The 17,037-nt window shown below is 51.5% G+C and carries 17 protein-coding genes and 3 pseudogenes; 8 read left to right on the forward strand and 12 right to left on the reverse strand.

The features are described from left to right. Positions 1-47 precede the first annotated feature (47 nt). Positions 48-587: a DUF2058 domain-containing protein gene (locus ABLV17_RS08305; protein WP_045375126.1), complete on the forward strand. Its 540-nt coding sequence runs from the start codon at positions 48-50 to the stop codon at positions 585-587. A gap of 106 nt (positions 588-693) precedes the next feature. Here ABLV17_RS08305 and ABLV17_RS08310 read toward each other — a convergent pair whose 3' ends face one another. After that, positions 694-852, reverse strand: coding sequence for a hypothetical protein (locus ABLV17_RS08310; protein ID WP_015367122.1), 159 nt, complete (start codon positions 850-852; stop codon positions 694-696). A 34-nt stretch (positions 853-886) separates the two neighbouring features. Here ABLV17_RS08310 and ABLV17_RS08315 point away from each other — a divergent pair, with 34 nt between their 5' ends. The 4 genes and pseudogenes from ABLV17_RS08315 to ABLV17_RS08330 form a co-directional block, all read left to right on the forward strand. Then, positions 887-1,144 (forward strand): YjhX family toxin, encoded by a 258-nt coding sequence (locus ABLV17_RS08315; RefSeq protein WP_015705074.1) that lies wholly within the window; start codon positions 887-889, stop codon positions 1,142-1,144. A 22-nt stretch (positions 1,145-1,166) separates the two neighbouring features. Then, positions 1,167-1,913: pseudogene (locus ABLV17_RS08320) on the forward strand (class I SAM-dependent methyltransferase); the annotation flags it as partial. 155 nt (positions 1,914-2,068) lie between these two features. Next, positions 2,069-3,094: an LLM class flavin-dependent oxidoreductase gene (locus ABLV17_RS08325; RefSeq protein ID WP_308958454.1), complete on the forward strand. Its 1,026-nt coding sequence runs from the start codon at positions 2,069-2,071 to the stop codon at positions 3,092-3,094. Positions 3,095-3,164: 70 nt separating this feature from the next. Beyond that, positions 3,165-3,401, forward strand: a pseudogene (locus tag ABLV17_RS08330) (integrase); the annotation flags it as partial. A gap of 50 nt (positions 3,402-3,451) precedes the next feature. On the opposite strand, the gene ABLV17_RS08335 reads toward ABLV17_RS08330, so the two are convergent. The 4 genes from ABLV17_RS08335 to ABLV17_RS08350 all read right to left on the reverse strand — a co-directional run bounded on the left by ABLV17_RS08335 (position 3,452) and on the right by ABLV17_RS08350 (position 6,159). Further along, on the reverse strand, positions 3,452-3,919 hold the full coding sequence (locus tag ABLV17_RS08335) for a DUF6392 family protein (protein WP_308958453.1): 468 nt from the start codon (positions 3,917-3,919) through the stop codon (positions 3,452-3,454). Further along, positions 3,916-4,692 carry an S-type pyocin domain-containing protein gene (locus ABLV17_RS08340; RefSeq protein ID WP_348854215.1) on the reverse strand — a complete coding sequence of 259 codons (777 nt, stop codon included), beginning with the start codon at positions 4,690-4,692 and terminating at the stop codon, positions 3,916-3,918. Before ABLV17_RS08340 ends, ABLV17_RS08335 begins: the two co-directional genes overlap by 4 nt. Continuing rightward, on the reverse strand, positions 4,665-5,378 hold the full coding sequence (locus tag ABLV17_RS08345; RefSeq protein WP_308958452.1) for a PAAR domain-containing protein: 714 nt from the start codon (positions 5,376-5,378) through the stop codon (positions 4,665-4,667). Before ABLV17_RS08345 ends, ABLV17_RS08340 begins: the two co-directional genes overlap by 28 nt. A 463-nt stretch (positions 5,379-5,841) precedes the next feature. Next, positions 5,842-6,159: a hypothetical protein gene (locus ABLV17_RS08350; RefSeq protein WP_308958451.1), complete on the reverse strand. Its 318-nt coding sequence runs from the start codon at positions 6,157-6,159 to the stop codon at positions 5,842-5,844. Between the two features lie 335 nt (positions 6,160-6,494). Between ABLV17_RS08350 and ABLV17_RS08355 the strand changes: the two genes are divergently transcribed. Further along, positions 6,495-7,670 (forward strand): YiiX/YebB-like N1pC/P60 family cysteine hydrolase, encoded by a 1,176-nt coding sequence (locus tag ABLV17_RS08355; protein WP_308958450.1) that lies wholly within the window; start codon positions 6,495-6,497, stop codon positions 7,668-7,670. A gap of 93 nt (positions 7,671-7,763) precedes the next feature. Here the strand turns inward: ABLV17_RS08355 and ABLV17_RS08360 are convergent. The 3 genes and pseudogenes from ABLV17_RS08360 to pth form a co-directional block, all read right to left on the reverse strand. Then, positions 7,764-8,469, reverse strand: a pseudogene (locus ABLV17_RS08360) (integrase arm-type DNA-binding domain-containing protein). A gap of 214 nt (positions 8,470-8,683) precedes the next feature. Next, positions 8,684-9,775 carry a redox-regulated ATPase YchF gene (gene ychF / locus ABLV17_RS08365; protein WP_015705079.1) on the reverse strand — a complete coding sequence of 364 codons (1,092 nt, stop codon included), beginning with the start codon at positions 9,773-9,775 and terminating at the stop codon, positions 8,684-8,686. A gap of 117 nt (positions 9,776-9,892) precedes the next feature. Next, positions 9,893-10,477 (reverse strand): aminoacyl-tRNA hydrolase, encoded by a 585-nt coding sequence (gene pth / locus ABLV17_RS08370; RefSeq protein WP_015705080.1) that lies wholly within the window; start codon positions 10,475-10,477, stop codon positions 9,893-9,895. A 271-nt stretch (positions 10,478-10,748) separates the two neighbouring features. Between pth and ychH the strand changes: the two genes are divergently transcribed. Then, positions 10,749-11,024 carry a stress-induced protein YchH gene (ychH, locus tag ABLV17_RS08375; RefSeq protein ID WP_045393789.1) on the forward strand — a complete coding sequence of 92 codons (276 nt, stop codon included), beginning with the start codon at positions 10,749-10,751 and terminating at the stop codon, positions 11,022-11,024. A gap of 43 nt (positions 11,025-11,067) precedes the next feature. Here ychH and dauA read toward each other — a convergent pair whose 3' ends face one another. From dauA to lolB, 4 genes are all read right to left on the reverse strand, one after another. Next, positions 11,068-12,759 (reverse strand): C4-dicarboxylic acid transporter DauA, encoded by a 1,692-nt coding sequence (gene dauA / locus ABLV17_RS08380; RefSeq protein ID WP_213793785.1) that lies wholly within the window; start codon positions 12,757-12,759, stop codon positions 11,068-11,070. 124 nt (positions 12,760-12,883) lie between these two features. After that, positions 12,884-13,831 (reverse strand): ribose-phosphate diphosphokinase, encoded by a 948-nt coding sequence (prs, locus tag ABLV17_RS08385; protein ID WP_015367113.1) that lies wholly within the window; start codon positions 13,829-13,831, stop codon positions 12,884-12,886. Between the two features lie 181 nt (positions 13,832-14,012). Then, positions 14,013-14,864: a 4-(cytidine 5'-diphospho)-2-C-methyl-D-erythritol kinase gene (gene ispE / locus ABLV17_RS08390; RefSeq protein ID WP_348854216.1), complete on the reverse strand. Its 852-nt coding sequence runs from the start codon at positions 14,862-14,864 to the stop codon at positions 14,013-14,015. After that, positions 14,864-15,478, reverse strand: a complete 615-nt coding sequence (gene lolB / locus ABLV17_RS08395; protein ID WP_015705083.1) for a lipoprotein insertase outer membrane protein LolB — start codon at positions 15,476-15,478, stop codon at positions 14,864-14,866. Before lolB ends, ispE begins: the two co-directional genes overlap by 1 nt. A gap of 271 nt (positions 15,479-15,749) precedes the next feature. On the opposite strand from lolB, the gene hemA reads away from it, so the two are divergent. Continuing rightward, positions 15,750-17,006: a glutamyl-tRNA reductase gene (hemA, locus tag ABLV17_RS08400; RefSeq protein ID WP_015367110.1), complete on the forward strand. Its 1,257-nt coding sequence runs from the start codon at positions 15,750-15,752 to the stop codon at positions 17,004-17,006. The last annotated feature ends 31 nt before the right edge of the window (positions 17,007-17,037 follow it).

Raw genomic sequence — 17,037 nt, forward strand, 5'->3', positions numbered from 1 at the left:
TGATTTACCGTATCCGAAGCAGAATTCAAACGATTGTAGAAACGACGATGACAAAACTTACCTTACAAGAACAGATGCTGAAAGCGGGTCTGGTCACCAGTAAAAAGATGGCTAAGGTTCAGAGAACGGCGAAAAAGTCACGCGTTCAGGCGCGTGAAGCCCGCGAGGCCGTTGAAGAAAACAAAAAAGCCCAGCTTGAGCGCGACAAGCAGCTCAGCGAGCAGCAAAAGCAAGCGGCTTTAGCAAAAGAGTACAAAGCGCAGGTTAAGCAGCTGATTGAAATGAACCGAATCACGATTGCGAAAGGTCAGATCGCTTTTAACTTTACGGATAATAATCTCATCAAAAACATTGATGTGGATAAAACCACCCAGGCGCAGCTCATTAGCGGCCGTCTGGCGATTGCCCGCCTTGCTGTTGATAATAACGGAAAATACGAATACGCGATTATTCCCGCCAGCGTGGCGGATAAAATCGCCCAGCGCGACGCCGAGAGTATTGTGTTGAACAGCGCCCTGAGCCAGGAAGCAGAGGACGAAGACGATCCGTACGCTGACTTTAAAGTACCTGATGATTTGATGTGGTAATCAGGAGCAATGCGTTGCTGCCATTCATTGTGCGCCTTTCGTCATGGGGCGGGGGCGCAATTTCAGATACCGATCACAATTTTCCCGTTTATAAATATCCTTTCTGTCACTGGATGTTATCATCCAGCCGGTAAATACCTTTCAACTCTACCGAGGCTTTGATGCTGGAGAATGTAATCATCTGATAATCAGTTTGCCGACCTTTCAGGCCGGGCTGGTTATCACTGCGCTGAAATCGAATGCGGACACCGCTGCGTGTTTGCACGTTTTGCACATGATGATTAAACAGGTTTTCCAGTATGAATTTATCCCGTCAGGAACAACGTACCTTACACGTTCTCGCGAAAGGCGGACGTATTGCGCACATTCGCGATACCTCAGGCCGCGTCATCGCCGTGGAGTGCTATAGCCGCGAAGGCCTACTGCTCAGCGACTGTACGCTCGCCGTCTTCAAAAAACTCCGCACTAAAAAACTGATTAAATCCGTTAACGGCCAGCCGTACCGCATCAACACCAGCGGGCTGAATAACGTTCGCGCCCAGCCGGATAACCGCTAAGGAGAGTGACATGACCACAACTATCGATATCCCACGTATCTTTACCATCAGCGAAAGTGAACATCGTATCCATAACCCCTTCACAGCGGAAAAATATGCCACGCTTGGCCGCGTACTTCGCCTGCAGGCAGGGGCGCAGATCCTCGACCTTGGCAGCGGTTCTGGTGAAATGCTCTGCACCTGGGCGCGGGACCATGCTATCGGCGGTCTGGGCATTGACATGAGCCCATTGTTTACCGCGCAGGCAAAACAACGCGCCGCAGCACTTGGCGTTAGCGATCGCGTCACTTTTCTCCATAGCGATGCGGCAGGTTACGTTGCCGAACGGCAATACGATGTGGCGGCCTGTATCGGCGCGACGTGGATAGCCGGCGGCGTCGCCGGAACCGTGGCGCAGTTAGCCCGAAGCCTTAAGCCTGACGGTATGCTACTTATCGGGGAGCCCTGGTGGCGTAAGGTACCCGCCACAGAAGAAGAAGCGCGTGCCTGCGGTGTTTCTGCGGTGGCTGATTTGTTGCCGCTTCCGGCGCTGGTCGCCTCTTTTGGCGAACTGGGCTATGACATTGTTGAGATGGTGCTGGCTGACCGCGAGGGGTGGGACCGTTATGAAGCGGCTAAATGGCTGACGATGCGCCGTTGGCTGCAGGCGCATCCGGATGATGAATTTGCGGTTGAGGTCCGTGCGGAGCTCAATGCCGCACCGCTTCGCCATGTCACTTATACCCGGGAATATTTCGGTTGGGGCGTTTTTGCGCTGATGCAGAAATAACTCTCGTTATATTTGGTCAATTTATTTGAACTATTCTGTTAAATAAACGCCATTTATACATTTTGGCTAAGGGGTAGAGTAGGGGAACCACAAGCAGACGCGGAACGTTATCTCCGCGTCTGCTGAATGTTTTGCCGAAATCAGGGGCTATCCTCATGAAAAAGATTGGATTTTTGTCATTTGGCCACTGGACGCCATCGTCGCAGTCGGCGACCCGTTCCGCTGCCGACACGCTCTTACAATCCATCGATCTGGCCGTTGCCGCCGAAGAGCTAGGCGCGGACGGCGCCTATTTTCGGGTTCACCATTTCGCCCGCCAGCTCAGTTCACCGTTCCCGCTACTGGCCGCTATCGGCGCGAAAACTAAGAAGATTGAGATCGGCACCGGCGTTATCGATATGCGCTATGAAAATCCGCTATATATGGCGGAGGATGCCGGCGCTGCAGATTTGATCGCCGGTGGGCGTTTACAGCTTGGCATCAGCCGGGGTTCGCCGGAACAGGTGATTGATGGCTGGCGTCATTTCGGTTTTCAACCGCAGGATGGCGAGTCCGACGCTGACATGGCGCGGCGCCATACTGAGGTTCTGCTGGACGTGCTGCGCGGCGAAGGTTTCGCTAAACCTAATCCGCAACCGATGTTTCCCAACCCGCCGGGATTGCTGCGTCTTGAGCCGTACTCCGCCGGACTACGTGAGCGTATCTGGTGGGGCGCGGGCTCTAATGCTACGGCGATGTGGGCGGCGAAGCTCGGCATGAACTTGCAAAGCTCGACGCTGAAAGATGATGAGACGGGCGAACCATTCCATATTCAACAGGCGAAACAGATCCGCGCCTATCGTCAGGCCTGGACTGAGGCGGGGCACACGCGTACGCCGCGGGTATCGGTCAGCCGAAGTATTTTTGCCCTGATGGACGATCGCGACCGAATGTATTTCGGCTCCAGCCGGGATAACAGCGACAGTATTGGTTTTCTTGATGAGAAAACCCGCGCCATTTTCGGCCGCAGCTATGCCGCTGAACCCGATAAGCTCGTCGAACAACTGAAACAGGATGAAGCGATCGCAGAAGCGGATACTTTATTGCTGACGGTGCCGAATCAGCTGGGCGTGGATTATAACGCTCACGTGATTGAGTCTATTCTGCGGTACGTTGCACCAGCAATGGGATGGCGCGACTAAATAAAAAGCCTCGCGAGTTATAAAACCTGCGAGGCTTTAAAATGAAAAATCCGCGCCGGGGCGCGGATTTTATCGTCTACGTGAAAGCGGTCAAATGCTTGATATACCTCATTGGACGCCGCACGATCTGCATCGTACAGTACGAACGGGATTATCTCGTTTGCAGTGTCCAAATGAGATAGCAGAGGCCGTATTGGTGCATACACGTGGCGGCGTTGAAGGAATTTATAATTTGTATAAATATGATGCGGAGTGCCGTAAGTGGTTGCAGGCGTGGGCGGATTATTTAGATACTTTGAATACGTAGCGAGAGTGAAAAGCGGCCCCGAATGGGGCCGTTATGATGATATGCGGGAATTACCAAGTAGAATCAGCGAGTGGCATAAACGTAAGCGATTCTACTTGGTTGCTTGTGGTGTAGGCGGCCTGCATAGATAGAGGGATGTGGAAACCCTCAAGTGTATAGCGTTCTTTCATTCCAAACTGAAGACCGCCAATTATTTTGGGCGGAATGGACTTATCTGGGGCGTCAAATTGCTCATGCATCCAGCTAAGACTCATTTCTTTCTGTAGCGGTGAAGGCAATTCATTTGGGAATCGTATTGACGGTTTATCCTCGTCCAAAAGCGTGAGCGTCACACAGAATAGTTTTCGGGATGAACGATGGAATGCCAGATAAACACCTTCCTTGACCATATCTAGTTCAAGAACGGGGTCCCCAGAATCACCAGTTGGCTTAGTTTTGTATGGGATCAAGCCATTGTCGAAAATATCTTGATAGGTTTTACCGATGCTTTTCAGTAATGCTTCTACGTTTACTGTCATTTTTTATATAACCCCACGCTTTCATTAATCTGATGTAGCTCTGCCCTTGCTTCCTCTAATTGTTCATCTGAAGCCCCGTACTCTTTGAGTGCTGGTTTTTCAGCGTCAAAGTTTTGATCTGCTGCGGTACGGAGATCATAGCTGTGAGCAATTATCTTTTCAGGAGTGTTTCGGCCCCCATAAGTTTCGCTATCATTTCGATGTATCCCTTTAGGAATACCTATAGCAGCTACTCTTTTAGAGAGCTTTTTCAGCTCCTTAGGGCTGAGTTCAGGGTGCAACCGCTTATAGTGCGCTTTCACTGCGGCAGCGGAGGGAATATGGTCAACCTCTAGCTCACCTTGCCGCGATCTGCCATCAAAATCACTGTATAGCTTGACCTCAAGGAATTCTACCGGGGGCTTGCTGAGGTAGATGTAGATCGGCGGATGGATGTTGCCCGGAAACACAAGAATGTAATCCCGGAAGTCCTTTTCCTCTGGCAGCGGTGTGGTGGTGATGGTTACGCTCTGAATATCCGGCTGCTCAAGTCCAGGTATCGTGACGGTTCCTGCCTGTGGGTTGTTATTGCCTGTATTCCAGCTAGTTTGCGACCCCGGTGTGTTTGCTGGCGTCCATGTGATTAACGGCTTATCGCTTCGTTCATCTCCCCAGAATTCATAGCTGCCATCGCTCTGCTTCTCCAGCAACCTGACTCGTACCTGATCACGACCACTATCGGAACTGGTGTGATAACCAACTGCTTTCAGCTTCCCGCTATCGTCGTCGGTGATCCAGTTATATCGGACGCGAGTGTTGCTGCTGCCATTCCGGCCTCCGTGGTACCGCCCATAACTACTGGCGGTGGGGGAAGTGGCATAGCTTCCGCTTCACCAAAGAAGAAGCCAGACACTTTATCAAATAGGGATTTTTCCTTTGGCGGTTCTGGTGGCGGTGAAGTTTTCTTCTTCGCAGCCTGAGCGTGCTGTTCAGGTTCCGGGGCTGGCTGAGCGGGTTGTGACTGATAGAAGCTCATTTCGCCGATGTTGCTTTGTGGCTCTTCTGACACCCCTGCATCGGTATTACCAGTACCACGCAGGGCAGACTTTGCGAACACAGGGATAGCGGCTACAGCGGCGGTGGCAGCTATTCTGGTAATGGGCCATTCCGCTGCCCGCTCGCGGTGCTCCTCAAAAGGATCGCCGGGACTATCTTCCACCCAAAGTGTCGTGCTGCCCAGCACCTGATTATTTTTGCAGTTACAAAGCACCTGATCGCCAGTGGCAACACAGGGTTTGTCTTCCGTGAAGTGGTATGCAGTACCATTTATCTGAAATGGCCCATTACACGTTTCCTTTAGACACCATGCCATATCGCTATTCAGAGCAATATTCCGGTCTTCAATAATCGTCGAGGAAGCTGAAATTACCTCCCCACCGCTCGTGGTCTTGTCTCCAAGCCTCACCAGTGCTCTGGTCATAATCCCTCATGAATTATATTGATATTGAAGGCACAATATCCAAAAAGCGACTTAACTTAAATCAGTTTGGATGCAAAATCGCCGCATCTTGCAAGTGAACGAATTCTGGGCATCAAGCAAATAAAAAACGCTTTCGCCATTTTGTTAAGCACTGCATTCAATGAGAACGAGCAAGCGCCTTACATACTACAATGGGTATATTCTGTCTGGTATCTGCTGTAGTCGCCATTGTACTGACTTTGCATGTTCCCGGCAGGCTGGATTTAATAATGAAAGGAGCATAAGCAGGAAGGTCTTTTTCTGGATTAGTTGTATTGTGTGTAACGAACCACTAAATACGGCAGCAGCCACAATGATGAATGTGATGATCCTTTTCATGAGGTGTCCTTTTGGAATAAAATATTAATTACTTTACCCAAAAGGAACCCTGATGTCGGCTAAGATGATTATAGGCCAGATACGTTTATATAGAACTGACATTTACCTTCATCAGTTTTTGAATCCGGTATGTGATTGGTAAAGAGTTTTGCAGATCAGTTTTTGTGAACGTTAAATCAGCCGCAAACTGATAAATATCAAGCCCTGATTCATGACTTATTGTTCTGACATTTTCTACTGTAATTCGCACATCCTTATCCAGTGTCATGCCCTTCTCGATTGTCTTTCTGGCAATGTTCACAACCAGATTTTTAGAATCATCGCTATTGCATTTTGGTGTTTTCTCGCCACAACCAGCCAGTAAACCAGCGGTTATTAATACTAGAAGCATTGTTCTTTTCATCTAGGGTTCCTTCGTTAATTAACGATGCTTTTACTTCTTATTAAATAGGCCATCCATTGTGTCTGCCGCAGACGCTCTACAGTGTGTTCTTTCGCATATAATTCAGGGGATTTAGAGTAGGGTAGTTTATGAGGCCATCCTGGTTAATCCCGGAGTGTGTTGTTCTATTGAGCATGATGGGATGGTTAGTAACTGTGAGATAGGCTGGAACCATCCGTATCTTGAATTGAAAAAGAAATGTTGATGTTTATGTTTTATAGATACTATTGTATAGTAATATTACCTCTTGGTAGGGAATGTTTAATGTTTTTATTAAATTAAAGGAATGAATCATCATGATGGATAAAGTAAATAATTCAAATGACTATACAGGGCCACATTTTATTCTAAATGTAGATTATCTGCAGTCGGGCGATATCATTCTTGAGAGGGGATATGAATGGTATTCAGAAAAGATTTGTGAACAGACCGGTAGTCGATATTCTCACGCAATGATATGCGTTGGTGGCACTATCATTGAGGCAACACGAGCAGGGGGGGTGTTTAGCCGAATTCCTAATCGTTCAACAGTGCGCGAAATAAATGATTTTTTGGTGTTGAGGCTTAAAGAAACACCTGAACCTGAAGTAATAGAAAAGATATGCGGACATGCTCGTTATCTTGTCGGAAGCCAGTACTCCGTATCCGAAGCGCTATCTGTCAAAGGACCACAGTTTTTAAAGCAATTCTCTGAAAATAGTAGAAAACAGTTTTGCTCTCGCTTAGTAGCACAGTGCTATAAAGAAGGTGGCATAAATCTTGTCGATGATATTAACTTTTGTTCGCCAGCAGATATTGAAAAAAATGACGACTTATTGCGTGTAGTCGAGGGGGCAGTCAATCTTGCTTCAGAAGCAGAAGTCCGGCATGCGCTGGAATTAACTCCTCACACGGCCCACACTGCTAATACTGTTAATTTTATTAACAGGGCAATGGATATTTTCAAAAGCCATGGTATTAAAATGGTAGGTTCTCCCCACGGTGAAGTAGTTATCACTACTCTAAATGATATTAGTTGGGCATTATATCAAAATAAAGACGTGCCTGGACTTGACGATGAGCTTACCGAAGCTATGTATGCTTCTGGCTATCTTGCCCACATAAATATAGATAGAGAGCGCAATCCCTACAGGTATGATTACACATTGTTCAAATTACATGTTGAATTTGCATCTGGTGGAGATAAAAATGAGTTATTTGAAATTCTTCGGCAGGAGCTAACTAATACTGTTAGTGTTTTTAAGCAACGGTTGCAAAGTTATATTGCGGGGCGAGGAAATCTTGAAACAGGGCTTAAGTATGCAGAGGCTGACTTTCAAGTGCCAAAAGGAATGCTGCTTATAATTAAGGACCGGCTCACTATTATTGAAAGGTATTCGGCACAGTTTAAGAATACACAGGGTTTCAAGGAAATTAATGAAATGTCCATAAAATTCATTGATTACATAAGAGAATATGCCCCTGAACTTTAATATAAAATAAGAAGTTTTCGGAGAGGCACTTTTAATCAACGTCAGTGCCTCTCTTTTTACAGAAAATTGCAAATGGACGATATTGTGTAACCTTCATTGTTTATCAATATCAAAATTTTTGTCTATGTCTACCCATTCGTCCAGTCTATCAGCCCATTCCTGCATCATCAGTTTACGCTCATCGAGATAAGTTGCATGGTTGTATGTGCGACGAACGTTGTTGGTATCAGCGTGCGCAAGTTGGGCCTCAATAGCATCAAGTCGATAGCTCATTTCATTTAAACGCGTACTTCCTGTAGTTCTGGTAGTATGGGGGCTATAAATGCCACTCCATCCGAGGCTTTTAAGTAGCTGGCGCAGCGAGTGAGATGTCATTGAACCTAGCGGATTATCTCTGACTGGGGGCTTACCAATTGCGGGAAAAACCTCACGTTCAAGCATATCCAGTCGACGCGTTTTGGTGATTTCGGCCCAGTCTTTCATCTTCAACCACTCTTTGGCGATCAGCTCAAAGGTGTTAGATGCGTCATTGACCTTGCGGATCTTATCTAACTGACGAGCCTGTGCCGGGCTAACTCCATCTGCGACTTGCTTACGCGCATTTCTAGCGAGCTTCGGCAAGTTTAACCGTCGGGTACTCACCCAGCGCAAACATGCTGGATTTACCGTTGAGTTTAAACCGATAGCGCCATGCCTTTTTGCCGTTGGGTTTAATTTCCAGATAGAGGCCATCAGCGTCATTGAGGCGATAAAGTTTTTCCTTCGGTTTTGCAGTATGGCACTGGGTGTCTGTAAGCATAACAAGTCCATGTATAGTTATTATACCGTTGTTGTACTCACCCTGAGAGAAGATAACAGTTTTTTGTACTCACGCCTGTACTCATTTTTGACTGCGCTGCAACGAGAAAACTTGAGACATCCTGAAAAGAAAAATCCATGCAATTGCATGGATTTTAACTGTTTTTACTTTATTCATGAGACATCGTGAGATGCCCTGAAACCGGTAAAACTAATTAGACGTTGAACAAGAAGTTCATCACGTCGCCATCTTTAACGATATAGTCTTTGCCTTCCGCACGCATTTTACCGGCTTCTTTCGCGCCTTGTTCACCTTTGTAAGCAATGAAGTCTTCATAGGCGATGGTCTGGGCGCGGATAAAGCCTTTTTCGAAGTCGGTGTGGATTTTACCGGCAGCCTGCGGCGCGGTCGCGCCAACCGGAATAGTCCATGCGCGAACTTCTTTCACGCCGGCGGTGAAGTAGGTTTGCAGGTTCAGCAGAGCGTAGCCTGCGCGGATCACGCGGTTCAGGCCCGGCTCTTCCAGGCCCAGCTCGGCCATGAACTCATCACGCTCTTCGTCGTCCAGCTCGGCAATGTCGGATTCAACGGCGGCGCAAACCGGAACTACCACAGAACCTTCTTGCTCAGCGATAGCGCGAACCTGGTCGAGATACGGGTTGTTTTCAAAACCGTCTTCGTTAACGTTGGCGATGTACATGGTTGGCTTCAGGGTCAGGAAGCTCAGATAGCGGATCGCTTCTTTCTCTTCTTTGCTCAGATCCAGCGCGCGCAGCATGCCAGCTTTTTCCAGCTGCGGCAGACATTTTTCCAGCGCGGCCAGTTCAACTTTAGCGTCTTTATCGCCGCCTTTGGCTTTCTTGGAAACGCGGTGAATGGCGCGTTCGCAGGTATCGAGGTCGGACAGCGCCAGCTCGGTATTGATAACGTCAATATCTTCCGCCGGGTCAACTTTACCCGCGACGTGGATAATGTTGTCATTTTCAAAGCAACGCACTACGTGGCCGATGGCTTCGGTTTCACGGATATTGGTCAGGAACTGGTTGCCCAGACCTTCGCCTTTGGACGCGCCTTTAACCAGACCGGCAATATCAACGAATTCCATGGTCGTCGGCAGGATACGCTGCGGCTTGACGATCTCTGCCAGTTTGTCCAGACGCGGATCGGGCATCGGTACGACACCGGTGTTCGGCTCAATGGTACAGAACGGGAAGTTGGCCGCTTCAATACCTGCTTTGGTGAGCGCATTGAACAGGGTGGATTTGCCGACGTTGGGCAAACCGACAATACCGCATTTGAATCCCATGATTTAAATCACCTTAATCTTTGGATAATCAGTCTGTTATGAATAACAGACTGTAGAAAAGTAAATAGCTTCGCCTATTATACACGGTGTGCGGCAAAAATTCCGCACGTCGAACGCTTATTGCGCTTTAAACGCGTGTAAACGGTTGGTTGCTTTAGTTAAACCGTCTTTCAGCCACACCTCGGTACAACGCGCCGCTTCATCAACCGCTTCGTCAATTAACTTCTGTTCGCTGGCCGGTGGTTTACCCAGCACAAAGCCGACAACTTTGTTTTTGTCGCCCGGATGGCCAATTCCGACGCGTAAGCGGTGAAAGTTAGGGTTATTACCCAACTTGCTGATTATGTCCTTCAGGCCATTATGGCCGCCGTGCCCGCCGCCAAGTTTAAATTTAGCGACGCCGGGCGGTAAATCGAGCTCGTCGTGAGCGACCAGAATTTCGTCCGGATTAATGCGGTAAAAGGTGGCCATCGCTGCCACGGCCTTGCCGCTGAGATTCATAAAGGTAGTCGGCACCAGCAGGCGCACGTCTTCCCCGGCCAGGTTGAGGCGCGAGGTATAGCCAAAGAATTTGCTCTCTTCTCGCAGCGGCGCGCGGTGGCGCTCCGCCAGTAAATCTACGTACCAGGCGCCAGCGTTATGGCGCGTTGCCGCGTATTCCGCGCCGGGGTTAGCCAGGCCGACAATCAGTTTTATCGTCACTTTTTATTCCTGCATGGGTCGTTCTTTGCCGCGTAGTGTACTGCCTGCGTCGGCGCTTGACAAAATTCTGCCGGCGAAACGCTACCCTTACTGATAATTTCTCCTTTGAACCATTAGAATTTGATGTTGTTCAGTGGCTTATTTGTAAACTTTTGTTGATCAGATGTTCCCGAATGTGATCACTAACGCAATCACTCATATCTCCATTGTCTATACTTAACCTATAAATTTTGGGGATATTCCCATGCAGCCCAAGGTCCGGAGGTGACATATGAAACGCAGAAACGCTTCGTTACTCGGTAACATACTGATGGGTTTAGGGTTGGTTGTGATGGTGGTCGGCGTTGGTTACTCTATTTTAAACCAGCTTCCACAGCTTAACCTGCCGCAATTCTTTGCTCATGGCGCCGTGTTGAGTATTTTCGTCGGCGCCGTTTTGTGGCTGGCGGGCGCTCGCGTAGGCGGTCATGAAAGAGTCACCGACCGCTATTGGTGGGTTCGCCATTACGATAAACGCTGCCGCCGCGATCCGCACCGTCACAGCTAACGGAATTCAGCTCGCCGGATAGCCTTTCCGGCGAGCCTCTCATTTATTGCCCTAATTCTATATCCGCCAGTGCCGCAGTACGGTCTGGGTAGAAGCTCAGGCGTCCCGGAATTGGCTGAACCCCTGCGCGAGCCAAAGTACGCAGCGGCTGGAATTCAAGGTTCGATACCCGCAGCTCGCAGCCTTCCGGCAGGCGTTTCACAAAGCGCAGGAACGCGTCAAGACCACCGGCATCCAGCACCGGTACCGCATCCCACTTCAGCACCACCACGCGTTTGCCTTCAATCCGGCTTTCCAAATCGGTGAACAACCCTTCCGCCGCGGCGAAGAACAGCGGGCCGATCACCCGTAGCACCAGTACATCGTCCGGCACTTCAACGTTGACTGGCGCCAGTCGCGTCATGCGCGCGATGCGGCGCATAAACAGCAGCGAAGCCAGCACGATACCGACGCTAATGGCGATGACCATATCGAACAGCACGGTCAGCGACATGCACATCAACAGTACGACGATGTCATCTTTTGGTCCGTGGCGTAGCAGGTTAATCACCTTATGCGCTTCGCTCATGTTCCACGCTACCATCAGCAGCAGGGCGGCCATGGCCGACAGCGGCAGCCATGAGAGCAGCGGGGCGAGGATTAACAATGCGAGGATCACCAGCAGGGCATGGATCACCGCGGAAATCGGCGAAGTTGCGCCAGCGCGCACGTTAGCCGCGGAGCGGGCAATCGCCGCGGTGGCGGTGATACCGCCAAAGAACGGCGCGATGATATTGCCAAGGCCCTGGCCGACAAGCTCGCTGTTCGCTTTGTGCTTGGTGCCGGTCATACCGTCGAGCACCACCGCGCAGAGCAGTGATTCAATGGCGCCCAGCATCGCCATAGAGAAGGCGGCAGGCAGCAGCGCGCGCAGCGACGACCAGCTCAGGGTAAACTCCGAGCCCGGCATATCCCACGGCAACACCAGTTGCGGCAGCAGCTGCGGGATACCATTGCCCTGGCTGCCGTCGGCGAGTACATAGTGGAACTGCGAGCCGATGGTCGCCACATGCCCGCCAAGCACATTAACGATACCCATCACCGCGCAGCCCGCCAGCAGCGCCGGCAGGTGCCCCGGCAAGCGGATGCCCAAACGCGGCCAGAAAATCAGAATACCCAGCGTCACGATACCGATGGCGGCATCGCCAACGTTAATTGTCGGCAGCGCCATCACCAGCGCGCCGACTTTCTGCAGATAGTGCTCTGGGACATGCGCCATCTGCAGACCAAGGAAGTCTTTAATTTGCATGGTACCGATGGTGATGCCGATACCGGAGGTAAAGCCAAGGGTGACTGAAAGCGGGATATATTCAATCAGGCGGCCAAAGCGGGCGAGGCCGAAAAGGATTAAGAAAATACCCGACATTAGCGTCGCCACCAGCAGGCCGGCAAGGCCAAACTGCTGTGACACCGGATAGAGGATCACCACGAAGGCCGCGGTAGGGCCGGAAACGCTAAAGCGCGAACCGCCGGTCAGGGCGATGACAATCCCCGCCACCGCCGAGGTATATAGCCCATATTGCGGCGCTACGCCGCTGCCAATTGCTAACGCCATCGCCAGCGGGATTGCGATAATCCCGACGGTTATCCCGGCGATGAGATCGCGGGTAAAGCGCGATGCGGTGTACTTTTCTTTCCAGCAAGCGTCGATGAGGGCGCGGAAAGGCATCACATGTGAGGAAAATAATCTATTCACAATAATGTTTCATCCATGAGCGCATCATCTGTCAACTGAATGGCAGGTGAAGGAGGCATTAGTCATACAAATATGAACCAGAGACAAAAAAACCCGCCGCAGCGGGTTTTTCGGCTGGGCTCGATTAGTGCTCGAACATAGCAGAAATGGATTCTTCGTTGCTGATACGACGAATCGCTTCGGCCAGCATACCAGACAGGGTCAGGGTACGGACTTTGTCCAGCGCTTTGATTTCCGGCGTCAGCGGAATGGTATCGCAGACGACGAATTCATCAATCACAGAGTTTTTAATGTTCTGGATAGCATTGCCGGAGAAGATCGGGTGAGTCGCGTAGGCGAAAACACGTTTCGCACCGCGTTCTTTCAGCGCTTCCGCTGCTTTACACAGGGTGCCGCCGGTATCGATCATGTCATCAACCATCACACAGTCACGGCCAGCGACGTCGCCGATGATATGCATCACCTGAGAAACGTTAGCGCGCGGGCGGCGTTTATCGATGATCGCCATGTCGGTATCGTTCAGCAGCTTTGCGATAGCGCGAGCGCGAACCACGCCGCCGATGTCCGGAGAAACCACGATCGGGTTGTCCAGATTCAGCTGCAGCATATCTTCGAGCAGAATTGGGCTACCGAATACGTTATCAACAGGAACATCAAAGAAGCCCTGAATCTGTTCAGCGTGCAGGTCAACGGTCAGAACGCGGTCAACGCCGACACTGGACAGGAAGTCAGCGACGACTTTTGCGGTGATTGGCACACGAGCGGAACGTACGCGACGGTCCTGGCGGGCATAGCCGAAGTAAGGGATAACAGCGGTGATACGGCCTGCAGAAGCGCGACGCAGGGCATCAACCATAACAACCAATTCCATCAGGTTGTCATTGGTGGGAGCACAAGTGGACTGGATGATGAAAATATCACCACCGCGTACGTTTTCGTTGATTTGTACGCTGACTTCGCCGTCGCTAAAACGACCTACAGCGGCGTCGCCAAGAGAAGTGTACAGGCGGTTGGCAATACGTTGTGCTAGTTCCGGGGTGGCGTTACCAGCAAAAAGCTTCATATCAGGCACGAGAAGAACCTCAGGCATGCGTCCAGTGGTGGATGAAACGGGCCATTAAACTGTGCGGGCCGGCGCCATCTCATCCAGGCGGTGTATTAAAGAGCACGATGCAACGTCTGGAACAGGGTGACGTTGTCACCGATACTCTGTTTGCCCGGCAAACTTGCCGTTATTCATGCAAAAAGCAGAATTACTTCAGTAGGGCTTGCTTCAGCGGCGAGACATTAATTCCTCGCGCAACAAAGCCTTGCAGCCATTCCGGGGCTTTTTCCAGCACCTGACGAGCGGCGGATTCGGTGTCAAATTCAGCAAAGACACAGGCTCCTGTGCCAGTCAGGCGCGACGGCGCGTATTCTAACAGCCAGGAAAGCGTTGCATCAACCTCACGAAAACGTTTTCTTGCGATAACCTCGCAATCGTTGCCGAATTCACAGTTTAGTAAGGTATTAATTGACCTGCTCGGGGTATTTCGTGGTAACTCCGGATCGCGAAAAATGATCGGCGTCGGGATACTTACGCCCGGGTGGGCGACCAGATACCATTTTTCCGGCGGATCGACCGGGGTGAGAATCTCGCCGACGCCTTCGGCAAACGCCGCGTGGCCGCGAACGAAAACCGGGACATCGGCGCCGAGCTGTAGCCCAAGCGTCGCCAGCTGGTCTTCGCTAAGCCCGCAGCCCCACAGATGATTGAGGGCTACCAGCACCGTCGCGGCATTGGAAGAGCCGCCACCTAAGCCGCCGCCCATCGGCAGGCGTTTGTCGATGCTGATATCCGCGCCGCTGCCAGTGGGGAGTTGACCGTGAGACTCCGCCGCCGCCATCAGTAGCCTGGCGGCGCGAATAATCAGGTTCTCTTCATCCGGCACGCCGGCGACCGGCGTTAACAGCCGCAGTTTCCCGTCGCGGCGTGGTTCAATCTTCAGCGTGTCGCCATAGTCGAGAAACTGAAACAGCGTCTGCAGCGTGTGATATCCATCGGCGCGTTGACCGGTGATATACAAAAACAGATTCAATTTTGCAGGGGCGGGCCAGCGACTCATCATTTCACAATCCAGTTATCCATTTTCAGCTTGATACGCTGGCTGCCGTTGTTGAGTTCCATATTAGACGGCAGGGTGGGTTTGGTGTCGCTGGTGTAGCCGCTGTAGGTCACGTGCCAGGTTTTGCCATTCTGCGTGTAGTTGAGTTCGCGCAGGCGGTACTGGTCATCCAGCGAATAGTCGGTGGCATCGCCCGGCAGGCCGATAATCCACTGACGCAGGCTGTTAAGCGGGATCGGCATGCCGGTCAGGCGGCCAATCATCTCTTCGGCATCGGTGGCGTTGTAAGTCTGGCCTTTGTTGTCAATCAATTGGACGCCGCCCGGCTGCGCGGTTAATGACAGTTCGGTGCTGCCAAGCGGGTTGGTCAGCAGCAGGCGATAGCGGTCCTGGCCGGTTTGTTGCCAGAAGAAACGGGCATACACTTTCTGCTCATCGGACAGATAGGCAAACGCCCCGCGAGTCTGGAACTGGTTAAGGTTGCGGACATCCTGCTGGTGCTGGCGCCACTGCGGGGAATCCGGGCTTTTGCCGGGCCCTTGCGGCGGAGTATTGATTGCACAGGCGGTCAGAACGAGGCTTGCCAACGGCAGCAGGCGGAACAGTCGATTCATAATGATGACAAATCCTTGATGTCTACAGTGAAATGCGGCGACTGATGGTTCGCACACCGATTTGTGTAGCGGGTTGCAATAATAACCCTTAATGCTAGCGTCGCTGGCCGATAGCGTCTACGTTCAAGTTGTCTGAAATCAAAAAATTACCGTTAGTGGCTATTAAGCCCTGACTATTACTCCAAAAGGGGGGCGTCTCTTTTATTGAGTACGCGCATCCTGTATGATGCGCTCAGACTAACCTTAGCAACGCTGGTACTATTCCCTCACCATGACCCTTTTAGCTCTTGGCATCAACCACAAAACAGCTCCGGTAGCGCTGCGAGAACGCGTAACGTTTTCGCCGGATACGCTCGACAAGGCGCTGGAGAGCTTATTGGCTCAGCCAATGGTGCAGGGCGGGGTGGTGCTATCAACCTGTAATCGCACGGAGCTGTATCTCAGCGTTGAAGAGCAGGACAACCTGCAGGAAGCGCTGATCCGCTGGCTATGCGATTTCCACGGCCTGAATGAAGAAGACCTACGTAAAAGTCTTTATTGGCATCAGGATAACGACGCCGTCAGCCATCTGATGCGTGTCGCCAGCGGCCTGGATTCACTCGTGCTTGGCGAGCCGCAAATCCTCGGGCAGGTGAAAAAAGCGTTTGCGGATTCCAGCCGCGGCCATCTGAACGTCAGCGAACTGGAGCGCATGTTCCAGAAATCGTTCTCGGTGGCTAAGCGCGTACGGACCGAAACCGATATCGGCGCCAGCGCCGTTTCCGTTGCTTTCGCCGCCTGTACGCTGGCGCGACAAATTTTTGAATCGCTCTCCAGCGTCACGGTGTTACTGGTTGGCGCGGGGGAAACTATCGAACTGGTCGCCCGCCATCTGCGCGAACATAACGTTCGCAAAATGGTGATTGCCAACCGCACCCGTGAACGCGCGCAGGCGCTGGCGGATGAAGTCGGCGCGGAAGTTATCGCCCTCAGCGATATCGACGAGCGCTTAAAAGACGCCGATATCATTATCAGTTCTACCGCCAGCCCGCTGCCGATCATCGGCAAAGGGATGGTCGAGCGCGCGCTGAAGGCGCGCCGCAATCAGCCGATGCTGCTGGTAGATATCGCGGTGCCCCGCGACGTCGAGCCGGAAGTCGGCAAGCTGGCCAACGCCTATCTGTACAGCGTTGATGACCTGCAAAATATCATTCAGCACAATCTGGCGCAGCGTAAGGCCGCGGCGGTGCAGGCGGAATCGATCGTCGAGCAGGAAACCAGCGAATTTATGGCCTGGCTGCGCGCCCAAAGCGCCAGCGAGACTATCCGCGAATATCGTTCCCAATCCGAGCAGGTTCGCGAGGAGCTGACGGCGAAAGCGCTTGCCGCGCTGGAGCAGGGCGGCGATGCGCAGGAAATTATGCAAGATCTGGCCCGTAAGCTGACCAACCGCCTGATCCACGCTCCAACCAAATCTCTTCAGCAGGCTGCCCGTGACGGGGATGATGAACGCCTGCATATTCTGCGCAACAGCCTCGGGCTGGAATAGCGCACATTTCTCTATTTAAAGACAGGGTGAA

This window comes from Klebsiella sp. CN_Kp091 (assembly GCF_040065095.1).
GTDB classification, from domain to species: domain Bacteria; phylum Pseudomonadota; class Gammaproteobacteria; order Enterobacterales; family Enterobacteriaceae; genus Klebsiella; species Klebsiella aerogenes.

Bases quoted from the DNA above. Each gene is read 5' to 3' on its own strand.
- ABLV17_RS08305 (WP_045375126.1), top strand. From the start codon at position 48: ATGACAAAACTTACCTTACAAGAACAGATGCTGAAAGCGGGTCTGGTC.
- ABLV17_RS08315 (WP_015705074.1), top strand. From the start codon at position 887: ATGAATTTATCCCGTCAGGAACAACGTACCTTACACGTTCTCGCGAAA.
- ABLV17_RS08325 (WP_308958454.1), top strand. From the start codon at position 2,069: ATGAAAAAGATTGGATTTTTGTCATTTGGCCACTGGACGCCATCGTCG.
- ABLV17_RS08335 (WP_308958453.1), bottom strand. From the start codon at position 3,919: ATGACAGTAAACGTAGAAGCATTACTGAAAAGCATCGGTAAAACCTAT.
- ABLV17_RS08345 (WP_308958452.1), bottom strand. From the start codon at position 5,378: ATGACCAGAGCACTGGTGAGGCTTGGAGACAAGACCACGAGCGGTGGG.
- ABLV17_RS08350 (WP_308958451.1), bottom strand. From the start codon at position 6,159: ATGAAAAGAACAATGCTTCTAGTATTAATAACCGCTGGTTTACTGGCT.
- ABLV17_RS08355 (WP_308958450.1), top strand. From the start codon at position 6,495: ATGATGGATAAAGTAAATAATTCAAATGACTATACAGGGCCACATTTT.
- ychF (WP_015705079.1), bottom strand. From the start codon at position 9,775: ATGGGATTCAAATGCGGTATTGTCGGTTTGCCCAACGTCGGCAAATCC.
- ychH (WP_045393789.1), top strand. From the start codon at position 10,749: ATGAAACGCAGAAACGCTTCGTTACTCGGTAACATACTGATGGGTTTA.
- ispE (WP_348854216.1), bottom strand. From the start codon at position 14,864: ATGAGTCGCTGGCCCGCCCCTGCAAAATTGAATCTGTTTTTGTATATC.
- lolB (WP_015705083.1), bottom strand. From the start codon at position 15,478: ATGAATCGACTGTTCCGCCTGCTGCCGTTGGCAAGCCTCGTTCTGACC.
- hemA (WP_015367110.1), top strand. From the start codon at position 15,750: ATGACCCTTTTAGCTCTTGGCATCAACCACAAAACAGCTCCGGTAGCG.